16 protein-coding genes and 1 pseudogene are annotated in these 20806 nt (G+C 71.7%); 5 read left to right on the top strand and 12 right to left on the bottom strand.

The window, feature by feature from the left end; translation table 11 throughout:
• Positions 1-22 precede the first annotated feature (22 nt).
• Positions 23-904 carry an SIS domain-containing protein gene (locus DC008_RS03330; protein WP_108705635.1) on the bottom strand — a complete coding sequence of 294 codons (882 nt, stop codon included), beginning with the start codon at positions 902-904 and terminating at the stop codon, positions 23-25.
• Positions 905-1037: 133 nt separating this feature from the next.
• Here DC008_RS03330 and DC008_RS03335 point away from each other — a divergent pair, with 133 nt between their 5' ends.
• Both DC008_RS03335 and DC008_RS03340 read left to right on the top strand, forming a co-directional pair.
• Positions 1038-1817: a DeoR/GlpR family DNA-binding transcription regulator gene (locus DC008_RS03335; RefSeq protein WP_108705636.1), complete on the top strand. Its 780-nt coding sequence runs from the start codon at positions 1038-1040 to the stop codon at positions 1815-1817.
• A gap of 84 nt (positions 1818-1901) precedes the next feature.
• Positions 1902-3737, top strand: a complete 1836-nt coding sequence (locus tag DC008_RS03340; RefSeq protein WP_108705637.1) for a glycoside hydrolase family 15 protein — start codon at positions 1902-1904, stop codon at positions 3735-3737.
• Between the two features lie 3 nt (positions 3738-3740).
• Here the strand turns inward: DC008_RS03340 and DC008_RS03345 are convergent, their stop codons facing one another.
• Positions 3741-4694 (bottom strand): hypothetical protein, encoded by a 954-nt coding sequence (locus DC008_RS03345; protein ID WP_108705638.1) that lies wholly within the window; start codon positions 4692-4694, stop codon positions 3741-3743.
• A gap of 192 nt (positions 4695-4886) precedes the next feature.
• Here DC008_RS03345 and DC008_RS03350 point away from each other — a divergent pair, with 192 nt between their 5' ends.
• Both DC008_RS03350 and DC008_RS03355 read left to right on the top strand, forming a co-directional pair.
• Positions 4887-5102: a heavy-metal-associated domain-containing protein gene (locus DC008_RS03350; RefSeq protein ID WP_055619592.1), complete on the top strand. Its 216-nt coding sequence runs from the start codon at positions 4887-4889 to the stop codon at positions 5100-5102.
• Positions 5103-5166: 64 nt separating this feature from the next.
• Positions 5167-7434: a heavy metal translocating P-type ATPase gene (locus tag DC008_RS03355; protein WP_108705639.1), complete on the top strand. Its 2268-nt coding sequence runs from the start codon at positions 5167-5169 to the stop codon at positions 7432-7434.
• 61 nt (positions 7435-7495) lie between these two features.
• On the opposite strand, the gene DC008_RS03360 is transcribed toward DC008_RS03355, so the two are convergent.
• From DC008_RS03360 to DC008_RS03395, 8 genes and pseudogenes are all read right to left on the bottom strand, one after another.
• Complete coding sequence (locus DC008_RS03360) at positions 7496-7948, bottom strand: phospholipase (protein WP_108705640.1); 453 nt, start codon at positions 7946-7948, stop codon at positions 7496-7498.
• A gap of 202 nt (positions 7949-8150) precedes the next feature.
• Positions 8151-9886, bottom strand: a pseudogene (gene polX, locus DC008_RS03365) (DNA polymerase/3'-5' exonuclease PolX).
• A 20-nt stretch (positions 9887-9906) separates the two neighbouring features.
• Positions 9907-11148 carry a DegT/DnrJ/EryC1/StrS family aminotransferase gene (locus DC008_RS03370; RefSeq protein ID WP_108705641.1) on the bottom strand — a complete coding sequence of 414 codons (1242 nt, stop codon included), beginning with the start codon at positions 11146-11148 and terminating at the stop codon, positions 9907-9909.
• A gap of 165 nt (positions 11149-11313) precedes the next feature.
• A complete protein-coding gene (locus DC008_RS03375) occupies positions 11314-12441 on the bottom strand; it encodes a GNAT family N-acetyltransferase (protein ID WP_108705642.1) in 1128 nt (375 codons plus the stop codon).
• A 196-nt stretch (positions 12442-12637) separates the two neighbouring features.
• Complete coding sequence (locus DC008_RS03380; RefSeq protein ID WP_108705643.1) at positions 12638-13048, bottom strand: VOC family protein; 411 nt, start codon at positions 13046-13048, stop codon at positions 12638-12640.
• Between the two features lie 95 nt (positions 13049-13143).
• On the bottom strand, positions 13144-15042 hold the full coding sequence (gene htpG / locus DC008_RS03385; RefSeq protein ID WP_108705644.1) for a molecular chaperone HtpG: 1899 nt from the start codon (positions 15040-15042) through the stop codon (positions 13144-13146).
• Positions 15043-15147: 105 nt separating this feature from the next.
• The gene (locus DC008_RS03390; RefSeq protein WP_244221328.1) at positions 15148-15777 is read right to left on the bottom strand and encodes a class F sortase; all 630 of its coding nucleotides are present in this window, start codon (positions 15775-15777) and stop codon (positions 15148-15150) included.
• Between the two features lie 206 nt (positions 15778-15983).
• Entirely contained in the window at positions 15984-16664 is a 681-nt protein-coding gene (locus tag DC008_RS03395; protein WP_108705646.1) for a hypothetical protein, read from the bottom strand.
• Between the two features lie 315 nt (positions 16665-16979).
• Between DC008_RS03395 and DC008_RS03400 the strand changes: the two genes are divergently transcribed.
• On the top strand, positions 16980-18038 hold the full coding sequence (locus tag DC008_RS03400) for an acyltransferase family protein (protein WP_425276564.1): 1059 nt from the start codon (positions 16980-16982) through the stop codon (positions 18036-18038).
• Here DC008_RS03400 and DC008_RS03405 read toward each other — a convergent pair.
• Both DC008_RS03405 and DC008_RS03410 read right to left on the bottom strand, forming a co-directional pair.
• On the bottom strand, positions 18035-18631 hold the full coding sequence (locus DC008_RS03405) for a TetR/AcrR family transcriptional regulator (protein WP_108705648.1): 597 nt from the start codon (positions 18629-18631) through the stop codon (positions 18035-18037). The two genes, DC008_RS03400 and DC008_RS03405, sit on opposite strands and share 4 nt — an antisense overlap.
• Positions 18632-18650: 19 nt before the next feature.
• A complete protein-coding gene (locus DC008_RS03410; protein ID WP_244221329.1) occupies positions 18651-20714 on the bottom strand; it encodes a galactose-binding domain-containing protein in 2064 nt (687 codons plus the stop codon).
• Positions 20715-20806: the final 92 nt, after the last annotated feature.

A 20806-nucleotide genomic window follows, 5' to 3' on the forward strand; every position in this document is an offset into this window, starting at 1 on the left:
GGGCATGGACGGGCGCGGCGCGTCAGGGGGTGAGGATCACCGAGCGGGTGAGGTGGCGCGGCCGGTCGGGGTCGAGGCCGCGGGCCGCGGCGACGGCGACGGCGAGGCGCTGGGCGCGGACCAGTTCGGCGAGCGGGTCGAGCCGGCCGTCGATCCAGCGGGCGCCGGTGGCGCGGACCTGCGCGGCCAGCCCTTCGGGGGCCTCGCCGAACATCCAGGTCGCGGTGCCGGTGGTGGTGACGCTGATGGGGCCGTGCCGGTACTCCATCGCCGGGTACGCCTCGGTCCAGGACAGGGACGCCTCGCGCATCTTCAGGGCGGCCTCGTTGGCGAGACCGACGGTCCAGCCCCGGCCCAGGAAGGTGAACTGGCTGGACCGGACGAGGTCTTCGGGGAGGTCGTCGGCGAGCGCGGTGCGCGCGTCGGCCACGGCGGTCTCGGGGTGCCGGCCGAGGTGTGCGCGGAGCAGGGTGAGCGCGGTGGTGGCGAAGCGGGTCTGTACGACGGAGCGTTCGTCCGCGTAGTCGAGGACCACGACGTCGTCGGCGGCGGTCATCACGGGGGTGTCCGGGTCGGCGGTGATCGCCGTGGTGCGCATACGTCCTTCGGCCCGCTCCAGCAGGTCCAGCACCTCGGTGGTCGTGCCGGAGCGGGTGAGGGCGAGGATCCGGTCGTAGGCGCGGCCGTGCGGGAACTCCGACGCGGCGAAAGCGTCGGTCTCGCCGGCGCCCGCCGCTTCGCGCAGCGCGGCGTAGGCCTGCGCCATGAAGTACGAGGTGCCGCAGCCGACGACCGCGACCCGCTCCCCCGGCTCCGGCAGCCTCGCGCACGCGTCCGTGGCGTCCGCCGCGGCACGGGTCCAGCACTCCGGCTGGCTGTTGAGCTCGTCCTCGACGTACGTCATGCCGCCACCCCTCCCGGCCCTGCATCCAAGATGCTTGTTCTTGCAAGATATAGCGAGCTTTCGAGCAGAATCAAGCAAAGCGCGGGAACGGGCGTGCGCTAAGGTCACGGGAGATCGACGGATTGGAGGGCGGATGTCGCGCGACGCCCGCTGGAAGGCGCTCCTGGACCTGCTCGTGGAGCGGGGACGGCTGGACGTCGAGGAGGCGGCCGCCGAACTGGAGGTGTCCGCCGCCACGATCCGCCGCGACTTCGACCAGCTCGCCGCCCAGCAGATGCTGGTCCGCACCCGTGGCGGCGCGGTCGTGCACGGGGTGTCGTACGAGCTGCCGCTGCGCTACAAGACGGCCCGCAACGCCTCCGAGAAGCAGCGCATCGCCGCCGCGGTGGCCGATCTCCTGGCGCCGGGTGAGGCGGTCGGGCTGACCGGCGGCACGACCACGACCGAGGTGGCCCGCGCCCTCGCCGTACGCGGCGACCTCACCTCGGGCACGCCCGCGCTGACCGTCGTCACCAACGCGCTCAACATCGCCAACGAGCTCGCCGTACGCCCCCAGTTCAAGATCGTGCTGACCGGCGGGGTCGCGCGCCCGCAGTCGTACGAGCTGATCGGGCCGCTCGCGGACGGGGTGCTGTCCCAGATCACCCTGGACGTGGCCGTGCTCGGCGTGGTGGCCCTCGACGTCGTCCACGGCGCCGCCGCGCACGACGAGGCGGAGGCGGCGATCAACCGGCTGCTGTGCGAGCGCGCCGAACGCGTGGTCGTCGCGGCCGACTCCAGCAAGCTGGGCCGGCGGGCCTTCGCCCGGATCTGCGCGGTGGACACGGTGGACACCCTCGTCACCGACACGGCGGCCGACCCGGAGCTGGTGCGCGGCTTCGAGGAGACCGGCCTGCGGGTCCTCACGGTCTGAGCCCGCACGGCTCCGGCCGTGACGGCGCCGGTCCGCGCGATTGCTTCTACGCTGGGAGCGAGGCGCACAGCCTAGGAGGCTGCGATGAGCACCACTCCCATCGAGGCGGACACACCCGGGGCGAGGGGCTATGTGCCGATCGCCGACCACGGGCTGATCGGCGATCTGCGCAGTGTCGCCCTGGTGGGTGTGGACGGCACCATCGACTGGTACTGCTGCGGGGCCTTCGACGCCCCGAGCGTCTTCGCCTCGATCCTGGACACCGAGCGCGGGGGGTGCTTCGAGCTGGCGGCCGCGGTGCCCGCTCGCACCAAGCAGTTCTACTTCCCGGACACCAACGTCCTGATCACCCGCTTCTTCACCGAGGACGGCGTCGGTGAGATCCAGGACTTCATGCCGGTCGGCGGGAATCCGGCCGAGACGGACCGGCACCGGCTGATCCGGCGGGTGGTGGGCGTGCGCGGGTCCATCCCGTTCCGCACCCGGATCGCGCCTCGCTTCGGCTACGGCGCCGATCCGCACACCCTGCGCATGATCGACGACGTCGCGGTCTTCGAGTCCGCGAAGCTGTCGCTGGGGCTGACCTCGACCGTGCCGCTGGAGATCGACGGCGCCGACGTGCACGCCGAGTTCAAGATCGCCGAGGGCGAGGGGGCGGTGTTCGCCCTGGACCAGGTCGGCGGCGAGGTGACCCCGCGCCGGTGCGCGTGGACCGAGGCGGAGGACGAGTTCAACGGCACGGTGGCGTACTGGCGGCGCTGGCTGTCCTCCTCCCGGTACCGGGGCCGCTGGCGGGAGATGGTGCACCGCTCGGCCCTCACCTTGAAGCTGCTCACCTACGCCCCGACCGGCGCCATCGTGGCCGCGCCGACCACGAGCCTGCCCGAGCAGGTGGGCGGCGAGCGCAACTGGGACTACCGGTACGCCTGGGTGCGCGACGCCGCCTTCGCCGTGTACGCCATGCTGCGGCTCGGGTTCACCAGCGAGGCCGAGGCGTTCATGCGGTTCCTGAGCCGGCACATCACCCCGGGCGAGGGCCACGGCTCGGGACCGCTGCAGATCATGTACGGCATCGACGGCCGCACCGACCTGCCCGAGCGCGAGCTCGGCCACCTTGAGGGGCATCTGTGCTCGGCGCCGGTCCGGGTCGGCAACGGCGCCGTCGGCCAGCTCCAGCTCGACATCTACGGCGCGCTGATCGACTCCGTCTACCTGTACGACAAGTGGGCGCAGCCGATCTCCAGCGACCAGTGGGACGACGTGTGCGGCCTGGTCGACTGGGTGTGCGCGCACTGGGACCAGCCCGACGAGGGGATCTGGGAGACGCGGGGCGGGCGCCGGAAGTTCCTCTACTCCCGGCTGATGTGCTGGGTGGCGATCGAACGGGCCATCCGGATGGCGCTGCGGCGCGGCCTGCCCGCCGACCTGGCCCGCTGGCAGGGCTGCCGGGACACCATCTACCGCCGGATCATGAGCCACGGCTGGTCCCAGTCCCGGCAGGCGTTCGTCCAGCACGAGGACACCGACGTGCTGGACGCGGCCGTCCTGATGATGCCGTTGACGAAGTTCATCGCGCCGACGGACCCCAAGTGGCTGTCCACGCTGGACGCGCTCAGCGAGGAGCTGGTGTCCGACTCACTGGTCTACCGGTACGACCCCCGGGTCAGCCCGGACGGGCTGCGCGGCGACGAGGGCACGTTCTCCATCTGCTCCTTCTGGTACGTGGAGGCCCTGGTGCGCGCGGGCCGGCTGGACGAGGCCCGGCTGGCCTTCGAGAAGATGCTCACGTACGCCAACCATCTGGGCCTGTACGCCGAGGAGATCAGCCACACGGGCGAGCAACAGGGCAACTTCCCGCAGGCGTTCACACATCTGGCCCTGATCAGCGCCGCGTTCAACCTGGACCGTGCGCTGGGCTGAGGCTCAGTGCCCGTGCCCCGGCTCGTCGGCGTGGGGCTCCTCGGTGCTCTGCGTGGCGCCGGCCCGGATCGTGAAGGCGGCGGTGTGGACCTTGCCCTCGTGCTTGAAGTCCAGGAAGAGCCGGTAGCTGCCGGCGCTCGGTGCCGTGGCGGTGAAGGAGACGTCCGGGCCGGGCCTCGTGGTGCCGTCGCCGGGCTCGCCGTTGGGGTGGACGTGGAGGTAGGCGAGGTCGCCGGAGCGCAGGGCGACCAGGTGTCCGTAGGCGCCGAGGTAGGGCTGGAGGTCGGTCACCGGGCGGCCGTCGCGGGACACCTTCAGCTTGAGCTCGCCCGCCTTGCCCGGACGCAGGCCGCCGTCGAGCCGGACCTCGTAGCCGTCGACCTTCGCGGTGCTGTTCGGGACCGGGAGGCGCTGCGACTCGTAGGGGCCGGAGGCCGCGAGGTCCGCGCCGAGGGTGAGGTTCTCGGCACCCTTCCTCGCCGGGGTGAAGTCGGCGAAGACGCGGTAGCCGCCCGCGCGCGGCAGGTCCACCGGGATGCTCCAGGTGCCGTCGGCGGCGCGGGTGGGGTGCAGATGGCGGTAGGTGCCCAGGTCGCGTGAGGCCACGATGAGGTGCAGTTCCTTCTCGTGCTCGCGCTGGTACGCGGTGACGGCCCGGCCCGCGCCGTCGCGGATCACGAAGCTCAGCTTCGAGCGCTCGCCGGCGGCGACCCGCGGGGTGGCGAGGTCGAGGGTGTAGCCGCCCTCGGAGATCTGCAGTCCCCCGGCGGGCTCCGCCTCGTGCCCGCCGTGGTCACCTTCCTCCGCCGGCTCCGCCGAGGCCCGGGGGTGGGTGTCGTGGCGGGCGGGCACGGCGTCCTCGACGACGGGGTCGAACGCCTGGCCGACGCCGTAGGCCGTGCCGAATGTCGCGGCCAGCGCGGCGGTGAACGCGGTGATCCTCAGTCCGGCATGCATGGCGGTCTCCTGCGGGTCTGATGCTGCTGCGTCTGTCCTTCGATGCAGTTCACCATACCCCTGGGGGGTACCAAGTCAAGTCGAGGGAGAGGACTTGCCTCCCTTACCCCCCAGGGGTATACATGGACTCCGGCGAGGGTACCCCCGCCCCGTATCAGGGTCGATCACCGACCCCCTGCCAAGGAGGAACGCATGTCCACCACCACGTACGCGGTCTCCGGGATGAGCTGCGGCCACTGCCGGGCCACGCTCACCGAGGCCATCGGCGGGCTGGACGGCGTCACCGGAGTCGACGTCGATCTCGCCACCGGACTGGTCACCGTCACCAGCGCCGCCGAGCCGGACGACGCACGCGTGGCCGCCGTCGTGGACGACGCCGGCTACGAGCTCACCGGCCGCGCCGCCTGACGCACCCCTCCCCCGGGGCCCGGCCACGCCGGGCCCCCGCCCGCATCCCTCACCAGGAGCAGTGATGACCACCACCGCGACCGGCCCGACGAGCGACGTGGAGCTCGCCATCGGCGGCATGACGTGCGCCTCGTGCGCGGCGCGCGTCGAGAAGAAGCTGAACCGCATGGAGGGCGTGACCGCCACCGTCAACTACGCCACCGAGAAGGCCAGGGTCAGCTTCGCCGCCGGGGTCTCCGTCCAGGACCTGATCTCCACCGTCGAGGCGACCGGGTACACCGCCCGGGAGCCCGAGCCGCCCGCCGCCGACATCCCGGCGGGCCAGGACGGAGACGGGGACGGGGGCGACGGCCTGCGGACGCTCCGGCAGCGGCTGGTGACGGCGGTGGTCCTGGCGGTGCCCGTCGTCGCGATGGCGATGGTCCCGGCCCTGCAGTTCGAGTACTGGCAGTGGCTGTCGCTCACCCTGGCGGCGCCCGTGGTGACGTATGCCGCCTGGCCCTTCCACCGGGCCGCGTTCACCAATCTGCGGCACGGCGCCGCGACCATGGACACCCTGATCTCGGTCGGCACGTCGGCCGCGTTCCTGTGGTCGCTGTGGGCGCTGTTCCTGGGCACGGCCGGCGAGCCCGGCATGACCCACCCCTTCGAGCTGACCATCGCCCGCGGCGACGGCTCGGGGAACATCTACCTGGAGGCGGCCGCCGGTGTCACCGCCTTCATCCTGGCCGGGCGCTACTTCGAGGCCCGCTCCAAGCGCAAGGCGGGCGCGGCCCTGAAGGCCCTGCTGGAGCTGGGTGCCAAGGACGTCACCGTCCTGGGCCCGGACGGCACCGAACGGACCGTACCGGTCGGGCAGTTGGCCGTGGGCGACCGCTTCCTCGTCCGTCCCGGCGAGAAGATCGCCACCGACGGCACGGTGGTCGAGGGTTCCTCCGCGGTGGACGCATCGATGCTGACCGGAGAGTCCGTGCCGGTCGAGGTCTCCGTCGGCGACCCGGTGACGGGCGCGACGCTGAACGCGGGCGGCCGGCTGGTCGTCGAGGCGACGCGTGTCGGCGCGGACACCCAACTGGCGCGGATGGCTCGGCTGGTGGAGGATGCGCAGAACGGCAAGGCCGCCGCGCAGCGGCTGGCGGACCGGATCTCCGCCGTGTTCGTGCCGATCGTCATCGCCCTGGCACTGGGCACCCTCGGCTTCTGGCTGGGCAACGGCGCCGGTACGGCAGCCGCGTTCACGGCAGCCGTGGCCGTGCTCATCATCGCCTGCCCCTGCGCCCTGGGCCTGGCCACGCCGACCGCGCTGCTGGTCGGCACCGGGCGCGGCGCGCAGCTCGGCATCCTCATCAAGGGCCCCGAGGTACTGGAGTCCACGCGCCGGGTCGACACCGTCGTCCTGGACAAGACGGGCACCGTCACGACCGGCCGGATGACGCTGCTGGCCGTGCACACCGCCACCGGCACGGAGGAGGAGGACGTGCTGCGGCTGGCGGGGGCGCTGGAGCACGCCTCCGAGCACCCGGTCGCCCGTGCGGTGGCCGAGGGGGCCCTGGGCCGGCTCGGATCGCTGCCCGCGCCCGAGGAGTTCGCGAACGTGCCGGGGCTCGGCGTGCGGGGCGTGGTCGAGGGGCACAGCGTGCTCGTGGGCCGCGAGCGGCTGCTCACCGGCGAGGTGCCGGAGCTGCCGGAGGAGCTGCGGCGGGCCCTGGAGTCCGCCGAGGCGGCGGGCCGTACGGCGGTCGTGGTGGCCTGGGGCGGCGCCGCACGGGCGGTGCTGGAGGTCGCCGACGCGGTGAAGCCGACCAGCCGGGAGGCTGTCGCACGGCTGCGGGACCTCGGTCTGACGCCGATGCTGCTGACGGGTGACAACCGTCGGGTCGCCCTGGCGGTCGCCGCCGAGGTCGGCGTCGCGGCCGACGACGTGATCGCCGAGGTGCTGCCGCAGGACAAGGCCGACATCGTCAAGCGGCTGCAGGACGAGGGCCGTTCGGTCGCCATGGTGGGTGACGGCGTCAACGACGCGGCCGCGCTGGCCCAGGCCGACCTGGGGCTCGCGATGGGCACCGGGACGGACGCGGCGATCGAGGCCGGTGACCTCACGCTCGTGCGCGGCGACCTGCGTGCCGCCGCCGACGCCATCCGGCTCGCCCGCCGTACGCTCGGTACGATCCGGTCGAACCTGTTCTGGGCCTTCGCCTACAACGTCGCCGCGCTGCCGCTGGCCGCGGCCGGGCTGCTCAACCCGATGATCGCGGGGGCGGCGATGGCCTTCTCCTCGGTGTTCGTGGTCGGCAACTCGCTGCGGCTGCGGTCCTTCCGCGCCACGGACTGAGGGCCGTAAGGGACAGGAGGGGCGCCGCGGTCGCGGCGCCCCTCCGCCGTGTGCCGTCGGCTCAGCCGAACGCCTTCACGGCCTGGTAGTAGGTCCACGCCGTGCTGTTGCAGGTGGTCTTGCTCGCGCCGCTGTACCCGGCGCACACACGCTTGAGGTCTTCGTAGAAGGCGCTGTCGAGACGGGACTTGTTGGCGCTGAACGTGCCCAGGGCCTTGTAGTTGCGATAGCCGAAGTCATGCCGGGCACAGGACGTCTGGAACGGGAAGCCGAAGGGGTTGTCCGGGGACGAGGAGCAGTAGTCGGTGGACCAGTCGAATCCGTAGGCGGCCCATCCGGACTGGTTGTTGCGGGCGGAGACCCAGGCGTTGTAGCTGGACGCGGACGTCTGCGTCCAACTGGACAGTACCTGGGGCTTGTCCGCGGGAGCGGCCTGGGCGGCCGGTGCGAGGACGACGAGAGTCGCGACGGACACGGCCGAGGCGGCGAGCGTGGTGGTGAGTGTGCGGCGCATTTCCACACCTCCATGAGGCTGCGGTCCGCCCGTCGGACCGCAGGTTCATGACAAGATGATTGACACCTGAACGGTCGTTTACTCCGTTACGGCTCAACAAACCGTCAACTCGGGGGACTTGACAGGGGTTCGGGGCACTCGGGGCAAGGGTCAGGAGGGCCTGGAACAGCGGGCCGCAGCGGTCTCCAGGGGGTTGCGCCGCTCAATCCGCCGTCGGGCCCCGCCCCTTGTCGAGGAAGCGGCGCAGCCTGCTCAGCGGCCAGGCGTCGATCACGTCGTCCGCGGTGAGCCAGCCACGCTGGGCCGTGCCCACCCCGAAGCGCAGATTGGCCAGATGGGTCACCGCGTGGGCGTCACTGTCGACGGCGAACCGCGCCCCGTGCCGCCGGGCCCGCAGGATGTCCTCGTCCCGCAGATCGAGCCGGTCCGGATGGGAGTTGATCTCCAGCGCGGTGCCGGTGCGCGCGCAGGCCGCGAAGACCGCGTCGAGGTCGGCGTCGATGCCGGGACGCCGGCCGATGAGACGGGTGGTGGGGTGCCCGATGATGTGGACGTGCGGGTTCTCGCAGGCCCGGATCAGACGGCGGGTCATCGTGTCGCGGTCCTGGTCGAAGTGCGAGTGCACCGAGGCCACGCACACGTCGAAGTCCGCCAGGAACTCGGCGGGCCAGTCCACCTCGCCGTCGGGGCCGATGTTCAGCTCCACGCCGTGCAGCAGCCGCATCCCGCCGTACGTCCCGTCCAGCGCGCGGAGGCGGGCGCGCTGGGCGAGCATCCGCTCGGCCGTCATCCGCTGCATCGCCATGTCCGGGCCGTGGTCGGTGACGGCGTAGTAGGCGTGGCCCCGTGCGGCGGCCGCAGCGGCCATCTCCTCCAGCGGGGCCAAGCCGTCCGTCAGATCGGTGTGCGTGTGCAGATCACCCCGGAGGTCCGGCTCCTGGAGCAGGACGGGCAGTTCGCCGCGCAGCCCGGCCTCGATCTCGCCCCGGTCCTCACGCAGCGGCGGCGGGATCCACGGCAGGCCGAGCCGGGCGTAGACCTCCTCCTCGGTCCCGGAGACGATCCGCACCCCGCTCTCCACGTCGAACAGCCCGTACTCGGAGAGCTTGAGCTTCTGGCGACGGCCAGCTCGCGGATGCGGATGTTGTGCGCCTTGGAGCCGGTGAAGTACTGCATCGCGGCGCCCCACGCGTCCGGCGGGACGACCCGAAGATCGACCTGGAGGCCTTGCGCGGTGCGGACCGACGTCTTCTTCTCGCCGCTCGCGACGACCTCCCGGACCTCGGGCAGCGCGGTGAAGGCCCGCATCACCGGGCCGGGCTCGGTGGCCGCGGCCAGGATGTCGACGTCGCCGATCGTCTCGCGGGCGCGGCGCAGCGATCCCGCGTAGGCGCAGCGCTCGCAGCCGGGCACCCGGGACAGCGCGGCGACGATGTCCTCGGCCAGTTCCAGGGCGACGTCGATCAGGAGCCGGTCGCCGAAGGACCGCAGCAGGCGGATGCCGTGGAGGATCTTGGCCTCGGTCCGGGGCCCGAAGCCCTTGAGGCCGCGCAGCCTCTCCTGGGCGATGGCGTCCTCGAGTTCGTCGACGGTGGAGATGCCCAGCTCCCGGTGGAGGACGAGGGACTTCTTCGGGCCGAGCGTCGGTATGGCGGTCAGCTGCCGGACCCCGGCGGGGACACGCTCCCGCAGCTCCTCCACCGCCGCCACCCGGCCGGTGGAGAAGTACTCGACGACCTTCTCGGCGATGGACCGGCCGACGTTCGGGATCTCCTTGAGCTGGTCCACGTCGAGGGTGGACACGTCGGCGGGATGGGCGCCCAGGGCACGGGCCGCCTTCTCGTAGACACGTGCCTTGAACGCGTCGCCTCCCGTGAGGGAGATCAGGTCCGCGTACTCCTGGAGGAGCGCGGCCACCTCGTCGTTGGACCGGGCCACCCCTCCAGCGTAGGCACGGATCAGGCAGGGCTCCCGGCGGGCGGTGTGGCAGCCGGGTCCGGTTCGCCGGCCGTGGCGGAGAGCGGCGGGTGGGCCGGGGTGACCTGCTCCCTGGTGAGGCAGGCGGCGATCCCGCGGGCCAGGAGGGGGTCGGCCGGCAGGACGTGCCGGGCGAACCAGCGGGCCGCCGTCGGGTCGGGCGACGGTTCCACGAACTCGGCGCCGGCGTAGTCGTCGAGCGGCGGATCGTAGATGTAGCCCGTGACCACACCGCTGTCGACGAGCCGGTCCACCAGCGCGTCACGGTCGTGGACCAGCAGCGGGGCGCGGAAGAGGGCGGGCGGGCCGTCGTGCGCGGTCCGCTCCCGCAGCGCCGGGCTGGCCCAGGTGGTGCCGGCCAGCCGCGAGACACCGTCCCTGCGGCGGGCGAGGTCGCCGTCGAGCAGGGCCATGCGCAGCTGCAGCTGCCCGCGCACCAGCGCCCCGTGCCGGTTCCGGAAGCCGTGGAGGTCGACCCGTACCCAGGGCTCGTACGCGGCCAGGCTGGGCGCGCGACGGGCGCTCGCGGTGAGGCGCGGGGCGTGCAGGGCCATCCGGAACTCGTCGCGTTCCAGCAGGCCGAGCCGCTGCATGGTGCGCCACACGGGCCGCACCAGGTGGAGCGAGCGGACGGCGGACCGGGCCAGGGGGCGCAGGGTGACGGTGAGGTCGGCGCGCAGCCGGCGCGGGGTGAGCAGGTCGTCGCGCAGCCGTTCGAGTTCGCGCCGGGTGCGTACGTCGTCGACGGCGAGGAAGCCGCCGGCCGTCGCCGCGACATGCTTGGAGAGGCTGAACGCGGCGGCCGTGCCGAAGGTCCCGACGGGCTGTCCGTCCACATGGGTGCCGATGGCGTGCGCCGCGTCCTCGATCAGCGGGATGCCGAGCGCCTCGCAGCGCCGCCGCAGCTCGACGACCCGGTCCGGCAGGCCGTACAGGTTGGTGGTCAGGACGGCGTCGATCCCGCGCCAGGTGGCCTCCGGTACGGCGTCCGGGTCGATGTTGCCGTCCCAGCGGGAGACGGGGGCCTGCACGGGGCGCAGTCCGGCGGCGAGGACGACGAAGAGGATCACGTCGTCGTTCACCGGGGACATCAGCACGCGTCCGCCCGGCCGGCACCAGCGCCGCAGCGCCAGATAGAGGGCGAGTCGGGCCGAGGGCGTGTAGACGCATTCGCGTCCGATGCGCCGCGTCATCATCGCGGCGAGCCGCGATCCGTACGGCATGGTCACCTCTTCCGTGAGAGCTTCGGCGAAGACCGCCCGGGGGCGGGCTGTGCGGGCTGGCGGACGTCGTGCGGGGCCGTCTCGCGGGGGGTGGGATGAGGGCGTGCGGGGCCAGGGCCGCGGCGTCCGTGGTGGACGGCGGCGGTGAGTGGGGTGGGGCGGCGGTCAGCGGGTGCCGGAGTCGGTGCCTCTCGTGCGGGCGACGACAGAGGTGCGCAGGCCGCCGGCGGTTCTGAGCAGCCGGTCGGCGGGGTCCCGCAGGGCCGGGTGGGCGAGGACGGTGTTGCGCAGGCCGCGGACGGGTCTGCGCCACATCCGGTGGGCCGCCGCGACCGGGTGGGGGCGCGTCGCGAACCCTTCGGCCACCCGCAGCTCACGGGTCTTCAGCCAGTCCTTGTACTCCTTCTCGCCGCGCCCCATGTCCATGAGGGTGACGCCGTCCCGGCCCGCGGCGTACGCCATCCGCAGGTGCATCATCAGACCGGGCGAGTAGTACGCGAACTCGGGGTCGTAGGCGGTGAACCAGGCGGCGAGCACGCTGCGTGAACGGGGCCCGAAGTGCGCGGCGACGGGCCTGTCCCCCGCGTACACGACGGACAGGATGCCGGTGAAGTGGTCCTCGCGGACCTGGAAGAGATGGTCGACCAGAGCGACGATCCACGGCTTGGAGAACCGGTCCATCCGCCCCGTCCTGCGGTACTGGGCGGACTTCCAGCGCATGAGCGTCCGCAGGACGCGCGGGTCGCGTTCGTCGTACACGAAGCGGAACTCGCCGACGTTCCGGCCGAGCCGGCGCTCCTTCTTCAGCGTCGTCTTGGCCTGCCCGGGGTAGGTGGCGCGCAGCCAGGCCGGGTAGTCGCCCTCGGCGGGCTTGAGGTCGAGCACGGGTGAGGCGAAGGTGCCCGTGACGTACGGGGCGAACGGCCGCTGCTCCTCGACCAGATGGTCGAACTCGAGGACGGCCAGGCCGCACGCCGCCAGCAGTTCACGGGTGTCCCAGCCGACGCCCGGCCGGTGCACCAGCGCCTGGCAGTCGGACAGCCCGAGGCCGATGGCCCGGCCGACGCCGAGGGCGTTGCGTTCGTACGGAAGGAAGCCGACGGCCTCCCCCTCCTGGTGCAGCACGGCCACCCGCGCGCCCGGCCGGAATCGGCCGACGCCGAGCGCGAACTCGGGTGACAGGAACGGGTTGGCGTACTCGGGTGACTCGTCCATGGCCCGGTGCCATGCCGCGCGCAGCGGGCCGCTCAGGTCCTCGGGCCGGTGAATGGTGATGGCGTTCGTGGATCGCATGGCGACCGCTCCCCCCAGATGTCCCCCCAGGGCGCGCTTTCCGGCGCGCCCGCCACACGGTCTCCCCCTCTGTCGAACCATGCGGCGAGGATCAAACGTCGCGAAGCGGGACGCACACTGTCAAGGCAGGTGAAGAATCCTTTAGCAGTACTTGGGATCGGACGGTGCCGGGCCCGTGCCGCCCGGCGGCCTCCGCTCAGCCCTCCTGACCGGTGATGTCGACCATCCATGTGACGCCGAACCGGTCCGTGCACATGCCGAAGACGTCGCCCCACATCTGCTTCTCCAGCGGGACGCTCACCGTGGCGCCGTCGCTGAGCTTCTCCCAGTAGCCGCGCAGCTCGGACTCGTCGTCGCCGCTCAGGCTCACGGAGATGTTGTTGCCGGGACGGTGGTCGCCCGTGGGGGTGTCGGCGCCCATGAGGGTGAAGCCGCTCGGGGTCTCCAGCATGCCGTGCATGATCTTGTCCGCGAGCGGTGTGTCCGCCTGGCCGAACGCGGCGTAGGTGTTCACGTCGAGGGTGCCGCCGAAGACCTGCTGGTAGAACTCCAGCGCCTCGCGGGCGTCGCCGGCGAACGTGATGTAGGGGTTGAGTCGTGAAGCCATGGTTCCTCCTGGAGTGACGGAAGCCGACTCCACGGAACGTAGCGCGGGCCACTGACAGCGGCCCGCGCTCACGGCCGTACGGGGCACAGGCCCGGCTACAGGGTGCGCTCCATGCGCTCCGCGACCAGCTTCACGAACCGCGCGGGGTCCTTGGCCTGGCCGCCCTCGGCGAGCACCGCCAGGGTGTGCAGCAGTTCGGCGGACTCGGCGAGGCGCGTGCGGTCGTCGTCGTTCTTGAACGCCTGGTTGAGGCCCTTGACCAGCGGGTGGTCGGCGTTGAGCTCCAGGATGCGCTTGGTGCGCGGCACCTCCTGGCCCATGGCGCGGTACATCTGCTCCAGGGCCGGGGTGAGGTCCTGCGCGTCCGAGACGACGCAGGCGGGCGAGACCGTCAGCCGGGTCGACAGCCGGACCTCCTTGATGTCCTCCGCGAGCCGCTCCCCCATCCAGCCGAGCAGCCCCGCGTAGTCCTCGGCCTGCTTCTCGCGCTCCTCGTCGGCCTGCTCGTCGCCCTTGGCGTCGAGGTCGATCTCGCCCTTGGTGACGGACCGCAGCTTCTTGCCCTGGTACTCGCCGACGGCGTCGACCCACACCTCGTCGACGGGGTCGGTGAGCAGCAGCACCTCGATGCCCTTGTCCCGGAACGCCTCCATGTGCGGGGAGTTCTCGACGCTCTGCCGGGACTCGCCGGTGATGTAGTAGATGTCCTTCTGCTCGTCGCCCATCCGTTCGACGTACTGCGCCAGGGTGGTCGGCTCGTCGTCGGAGTGGGTGGTCGCGAACGAGGCGACGGCGAGGATGCCCTCGCTGTTCTCGGAGTCGGTGACCAGGCCCTCCTTGAGGACGGTGCCGAACTCCCGCCAGAACGTGGCGTAGCGCTCGCTGTCCTTGGTCATGATCTCCTTGACCGTGGACAGCACCTTCTTGGTGAGCCGGCGCTGCATCATCCGGATGTGCCGGTCCTGCTGCAGGATCTCGCGCGAGACGTTCAGCGAGAGGTCGGCCGCGTCGACGACGCCCTTGACGAAGCGCAGATAGGGCGGGAGCAGCTCCTCGCAGTCGTCCATGATGAACACGCGTTTCACATACAGCTGGACGCCGCGCTTGTGATCGCGGGTGAACAGGTCGTACGGGGCGTGCGAGGGCAGGAACAGCAGGGCCTGGTACTCGAAGGTGCCCTCGGCCTGGAGCCGGATGGTCTCCAGCGGTTCGCGCCAGTCGTGGCTGATGTGCTTGTACAGCTCGTGGTACTCGTCGTCGGTCACCTGGTCGCGCGAGCGCGCCCAGAGGGCCTTCATCGAGTTCAGCGTCTCCGGCTCGGGCGTGCCGTCGCCGTCGGCGGTCTCCGGGACCATCCGGATCGGCCAGGTGATGAAGTCCGAGTACCTCTTGACGATCTCCCGGACCTTCCACGGCGAGGTGTAGTCGTGGAGCTGGTTCTCGGGGTCGGCGGGCTTCAGGTGCAGGGTGACGGAGGTGCCCTGCGGGGCGTCCTCGACGGTCTCCAGCGTGTACGTGGCCTCGCCGCGCGACGACCAGCGCGTGCCCTTGCTCTCGCCGGCCCGCCGGGTCACCAGGGTCATCTCGTCGGCGACCATGAAGCCGGAGTAGAAGCCGACGCCGAACTGGCCGATCAGGCCCTCGGCGCCCTTCTCGTCCTCGGCCTCCCGCAGCTCCTTCAGGAAGCCGGCGGTGCCGGAGTTGGCGATGGTGCCGATGAGCCGCCCCACCTCGTCGTACGACATCCCGATGCCGTTGTCCCGCACGGTGAGGGTACGGGCCTCCTTGTCCACGTCGATCTCGATGTGCAGGTCGGACACATCGGCGTCGAGCGCGTCGTCCCGCAGCTTCTCCAGGCGCAGCTTGTCGAGCGCGTCGGAGGCGTTGGAGACGAGCTCGCGGAGAAAGACATCCTTGTTCGAGTAGACCGAGTGGATCATCAGCTGGAGCAGCTGCCTGGCCTCTACCTGGAACTCAAACGTCTCGGTCGGCATGGTTAGCGACTACCTCACAGGTTCGTTCACCGGATCTGGTAGCAGTCACTGTAAGACACGAGGTCAGCGCGGAGAGCGGGGCCGGGGGAACCCGGCCCGGGCGGCTCAGACGAGGTGCGCGAAGACGACCAGGTTGGCGGTGTAGTCGCGGACCTGGCGGTCGTAGTCGCCCGCGCAGGTGATCAGCCGGACCTGGGGGGTGGGGGTGTCCTCGTAGACGCGGTCGCTCGGGAAGCTGTCCTTGTCGAAGGTCTGCGCCTCGTCGACCTCGAAGACGGCCTTCTGCCCGTCGGCGCGGCGCACCTCGAAGCGGTCCCCCTTGGCCAGCCGGTGCAGTTCGGCGAAGACGGCCGGGGACGTCGCCGTGTCGACGTGCCCGGCGATGATCGACGTGCCCCGCTCGCCCGGTGAGGCGCCCTTGGCGTACCAGCCGACGAGGTTGGTGTCATGGGCGGGCGGCGGCTCGAGACGGCCGGCGCGGCCGATGGCCAGGTCGGTGAAGGGGGCGTCCACCGAGATCTTCGGGATGACCAGGCGCACCGGGCGTGACCTGGGCAGATGCTTGCTGCCTGGACGCGCGTCGGGCCCGGCCGGCTCGGCCGTCGCGGGTGCGGAGGAGGTGGCGGCGGGCGGCGCGTGGGGGGCGCCGACGCGCCCTTCCCCGTCGGTGCGGCCGCCGGAGAACAGGGTGAAGAGGATCGTCGTGGCGAGGGCGCTCCAGAACACGACGGCCACGCGTCGGGTCCGCCGCGAGCGCGCGGGCGGGTCGTCGCGACCGGCCGGGCCGGGCTGGGGTGCGGGAGGACGGCCGGCGTCCATCGGGGAACCACCTCACTGGGACGGGCAGCGGGACAGCGGACGGTCGGGGTGGAGGGGCGGGCGGGGCCGCCGCGACGCGCGGGCACGTGCGGCGGCCTCGACGGCCGGTCGCCGGGTGTGGGTCAGGCCACGGACCCGGCGGCCTTCCTGCGACGCATCGCGTACACGCCGGCGCCCGCGACCCCGAGGACGGCCAGTCCGCCGGCCGTCACACCCGAGGAGGCGAGGCCGCCGCCACCGGTGTGCATCCCGCCGCGCGGCTTGTCGTGGTCACCGCCGCCGCCCCACGACTCCTCCTCGTCGTGGTCGCCGCCCCAGGAGTCGTCACCGTGGTCACCGCCGCCCCACGAGTCGTTCTTCTCCTCGGCCTTCCACGAGTCCTTGCCGTGGTCGCCCTTCCAGCCGTCCTTCTCGCCGTCGTCCTTGTTGCGGTACGTGTCCGGGTCGTGCTTGGGGTCGCCGCCCCAGTCGTCGCCGTTCATGACGGAGCCGAGCGCTCCGCCACCGGTGTGGATCCCGCCGCGCGGACCGTCGTGCTTGTCCTCCTTGTCGTGCTCCTTGCTGTAGGACTGGTCGTGGTCGGGCTTCCCGTGGTCCTCGGACTTGCCGTGCTCGTCGGACTTGCCGTGGTCCTCGGACTTCGCGTGCTCGTCGGACTTGTCGGTGCCCTTGCCGTGCTCCTTGCTGTGGGACGGGTCGTCGTTGTTGTCCCAGTCACCGGTGGTGACGGCGTGGGCGGCGGGTGCGATCGCCAGCGCGGCCGTGGCCGTCGCGGTGGCGAGCAGCATGCGAACAGAGCGCATAGGTGAGTCCTCCCGTCACGGCCTGGGCGGCTGACGCTTCATCACCACTGGAGCCAGGCCTTGACGTGATCCACCGTCAGCCATGTCCACCCGGGGCACCATCCGAAGCGATCACATGGGTTACCCGCACACCCTGACGGCCGTATGAACGGGTGTCCCTACCCCTGTGACCAGCGGCATCCCCTCCCCCGGGTTTGGATCACCCGTAAGTGGTGAGACGCGGGGGATGCCGAAGCCCAGCCTCCGTCCAGCCCTGCCCCCGAGAGCCGCCGGCCCCTGCCCGGGGCCCGTGCGCGGTGCCCGGGAGGCGGTGTGGTGAGCCCGGCCGCGCAGACCGCTCCGGAGCGTGCCGCACCGCCGCGACCTGCGGCTTCCGGTCAGCGGGACGCGTTCTTCGACAATGCCAAGTACGCGGCGATCGTGCTCGTCGCGGTGGGGCACGCGTGGGAGCCGCTGCGGGACGGCAGCCGGGCCGTCAGCGCGCTGTACATGCTCGTGTACGCCTTCCACATGCCGGCCTTCATCATCGTCTCGGGCTACTTCTCGCGAAGCTTCGAGGCCCGTTCGGAGCAGCTGAAACGGCTGGTCACCGGGCTGCTCGTGCCGTATGTGATCTTCGAGACCGCCTACACGTTCTTCACCCGGTGGACGGACGGGGAACCCGGCCGGCCGATCAGCCTTCTGGACCCCCTGTATCTGACCTGGTTCCTGGCGGCGCTGTTCGTGTGGCGGCTCACGGCTCCGCTGTGGCGGCGGCTGCGCTACGCCGTCGGGGTGGCACTGGCCGTGGCGATGCTGGCCACGCTGTCACCGATCGGCAACGACCTGGATCTGCAGCGTGTCCTGCAGTTCCTGCCGTACTTCGTGGTGGGGCTGATGCTGCGGCCCGAGCACTTCCGGTGGGTGCGGCGCCGTGCGGTGCGGATCGCCGCGGTGCCCGTGTTCGCGGGCGCGCTCGCGGTGGCGTACTGGGCGCAGCCGCGGATGACGGGCGGCTGGTTCTACCACCGGGACAGCGCCGGGGAACTGGGCGCGCCGCCGTGGGCGGGGCTGGTGATGACGCCGGTGCTCTTCGTCTGCTCGCTGGTGCTGGTGGCCTGTTTCCTGTCCTGGGTGCCGGGGCGGCGGATGTGGTGCACGGTGCTGGGCACGGGCACGCTGTTCGGCTATCTGCTGCACGGGTTCGTGGCGCAGGCGGCCGGGCGTTTCGGCTGGTACGACCCGGCGTGGGTCCACACGCCGGGTGGCGCGCTGGTGGTGACCGCCGTCGCCGCGACCGTCGTGACGCTGCTGTGCACCCCGCCCGTCCGGCACGCCCTGCGCTGGGTGGTCGAGCCCCGGATGCCGTGGCTGTTCCGGCGGGACCCCGCCTAGGGTTCACGCACGAGCGAGGCCACGTGGGCGGTGACCGTGTCGAGGATGCCGGTCCAGGCGGCGTCGTCGCCGAGGACGAGGTAGTTGAGGGTGAGGCCGTCGGTCATGGCGGCCAGATAGCGGGCGAGGACCGGGACGGGGACCCGCAGGCGCAGGCCCATCGTGGCGCTGAGCTGGTCGATCAGGTCGGTGTAGACGGCGGCGTACAGCTCGTACTGGTGCCGGGCCAGATGCTCGAAGCCGGGCTGGCGCAGGGCGTACTGGGTCAGCTCGTAGGTGAGCATGTGCTCGTCCGGGTGGGCGCGGACGTGGTCCCAGTACGCCTGGAAGCCCGCGCGGACGGTGTCCTCGAGGGTCGTCCGGGGGCGCAGGGCCTCCTTCACCACGCCCGCGTAGTGGTCGGTGATGGTGGTGATGACGGACTCGATCAGCTCCTGCTTGGAGTCGAAGCAGTAGTGGAACACGCTCAGCGAGACATCCGCCTCGGCGGCGATGGACCGGGTCGTCGTCCGGGGGACGCCGTCCCGGGCCATCGCTCTGATCGCCGCCTCGGTGAGCTGTCGCCGCCGTTCGGCGGACGGCAGTCGTGCCATGGAGCCCCTCTCGTGGGTGTCAGCTGCTGTGGACGCCCAGCTCGTGGAGGGAGTAGCCCCAGTCGGTGCCCCGGTCCAGGCCCTGGACGCGCACATAGCGGGCCGGGGTGCCGGTGAATCTGGCCGTGTCCAGGCCGCCGTCGCCGGCCGAGGTGGACCAGGCGGTCCGCCAGGTGGTGCCGTCGGTGGACAGGTCGATCCGGTACGCCCTGCCGTAGGCGCGCTCCCAGTCGAGGGTGACCCTGCCGACCAGGTGGGTGGCGCCGAGGTCGACCGTGAGCCACTGGTCGTCGCTCCAGTCGCTGGCCCAGCGGGTGCTCTGGTCGCCGTCGACGGCCCGGCCGGGCTGGTAGCCGGTGAACAGGCTCCACTCGGAGGAGCTGGCCGTCGCCGCGGCTCCGCGCGCGAGGTTCGTGCCGGCCGCGTGGCGCTCGGAGGCGGCCCAGGTGTCGAGGTAGGACTCGGCGCCCCGGAACAGGTCGTCCACGGTGTCCTGGCCGCCGACGCGCCGGATGTCCTCGATCCAGTCCGGCACGAGGCCGTAGTGGGAGGCACCGTCGGTGTTGATGTCCCAGGTGCGCTCGCCGGTGGTCTGGCGGTCGAGGACGGAGCCGCCGTCGACGCTGCGGAAGGGGTAGGTGACCTTGTTCGGGGCGTCGGCGCCGCGCGGGGCCGGCCAGCCGCCGACGCCGTTCATGTCGGTGCCGTAGCCGTAGCCGACGCCGTACTTGTCGCGCAGCGCCTCGGTGCGCTTCGCCTCCGCGACGAAGTGCTCCGAGCCGTTCATGTACTGGGCGGTGAAGCCGCCGAGGCCGTAGACGCGCTCGGTCCACTCGCGGTCCATCCAGCTGTGCGAGGACAGGACGCCGGCGTAGGACGCGGACTCGAAGATGTCGAGGACGCGGCCGGTGGCCTTGACGCTCATATGGTCGACCTCGAGCATCATCTTGCGTTTCATCATGCCCCGGACGGCGTATTCGCCGAGCGAGGTGAGCCCGCGGACGTTGCACTGGGCGTCGCCGCTGTACGAGGGCACGTCGGTGCCGGCCGGGAGCTTCTTCTCGGCCTCGGCGGCCGTGGCGTTGCCGATCGGGTTGTCGTGCTGCGGGCCGGTGCACTTCTCGGTCTTCCAGAAGGTGCCGGTGGACAGGAACTGGCCGACGTTGATGGCGGTGCCGAGGGTGCCGGAGTCGAAGCGGACGCCGCACAGGGCGTTGTCGAACTTGTGGCACAGGAACATGCTGCGCACGCCCAGCGCGTGGAGTTCGTCGAGGCCCTTGTCGATGTCCTCCCTGCTGCACTGGGCGATGTCGAGGATCTGCTTGCAGCCGAAGGGCTCGGAGGTCTCGACGCCGAGGACGACGGCCAGCTTGCCCTGCTGGATGACCTGGCGGGCCTGCGCGCTGTCGGTGACGATCCGGAACCAGCCCTTTCCGGGGCCGCCGTACATCCGGTCGATGTAGGCCTGGAGGTCGTACGTCAGCTTGGCCTGGAGCCGGATGGACGTCATCTCGTCGCAGGAGCGGTCCTTGAAGAAGTACACGGAGCAGATCACGCCGTTGGTGACGAGATCGTTGACCAGGACGCGCTGGCCGCCGCGCCAGGCCCGCTCGATCCAGGCGTAGTAGTTCTGCTGGTGGGTCAGCGAGTCGTGGGCGGGCCAGTCCTTGAAGGTGGGCCAGCCGACCGGGTCGTGCCGGCCGTCGCCGCCCTTGGTGATGAAGTCGAAGACGGCGAGCGAACCGTCGGGGTAGTGCTCGGGGCAGTCCTTCAGGGCGTCCGCCACGCCCTTGTCGGAGAAGGGCTTGCCGCAGATCAGGCGCCCGCCGAAGGCCTCGTTGGAGAAGATGTGGTCGTGGGCGTCGACGAAGCCGCGCACCTCGCCGCGGGCGTCGGTGCCGGTGAAGGGCTCGCCGGTCACCCCGATGCCGGAGTCCGGTGCGGGCCGGGCCGTGGGCGTCCACCAGTCGGATCCGGCCGAGGCGCTCGGGGCGGGGCCGAGCGCCAGGGACAGCACGAGCAGGAGGAGCGACACCACGGTGACGTTCTTGCGTCTGCGGTACGGGCGTCCGGCACTGGTCACGGCCCACGTCCCTCGGTCGGCGACGGTGCGAGGCCGTGTTGTCATGACCTCGCTCAATGTGCGACGAGGATCGCGAGTACCGCCGAACGAGT

The sequence above is a fragment of the Streptomyces nigra genome, from assembly GCF_003074055.1.
Taxonomy (GTDB): domain Bacteria; phylum Actinomycetota; class Actinomycetes; order Streptomycetales; family Streptomycetaceae; genus Streptomyces; species Streptomyces nigra.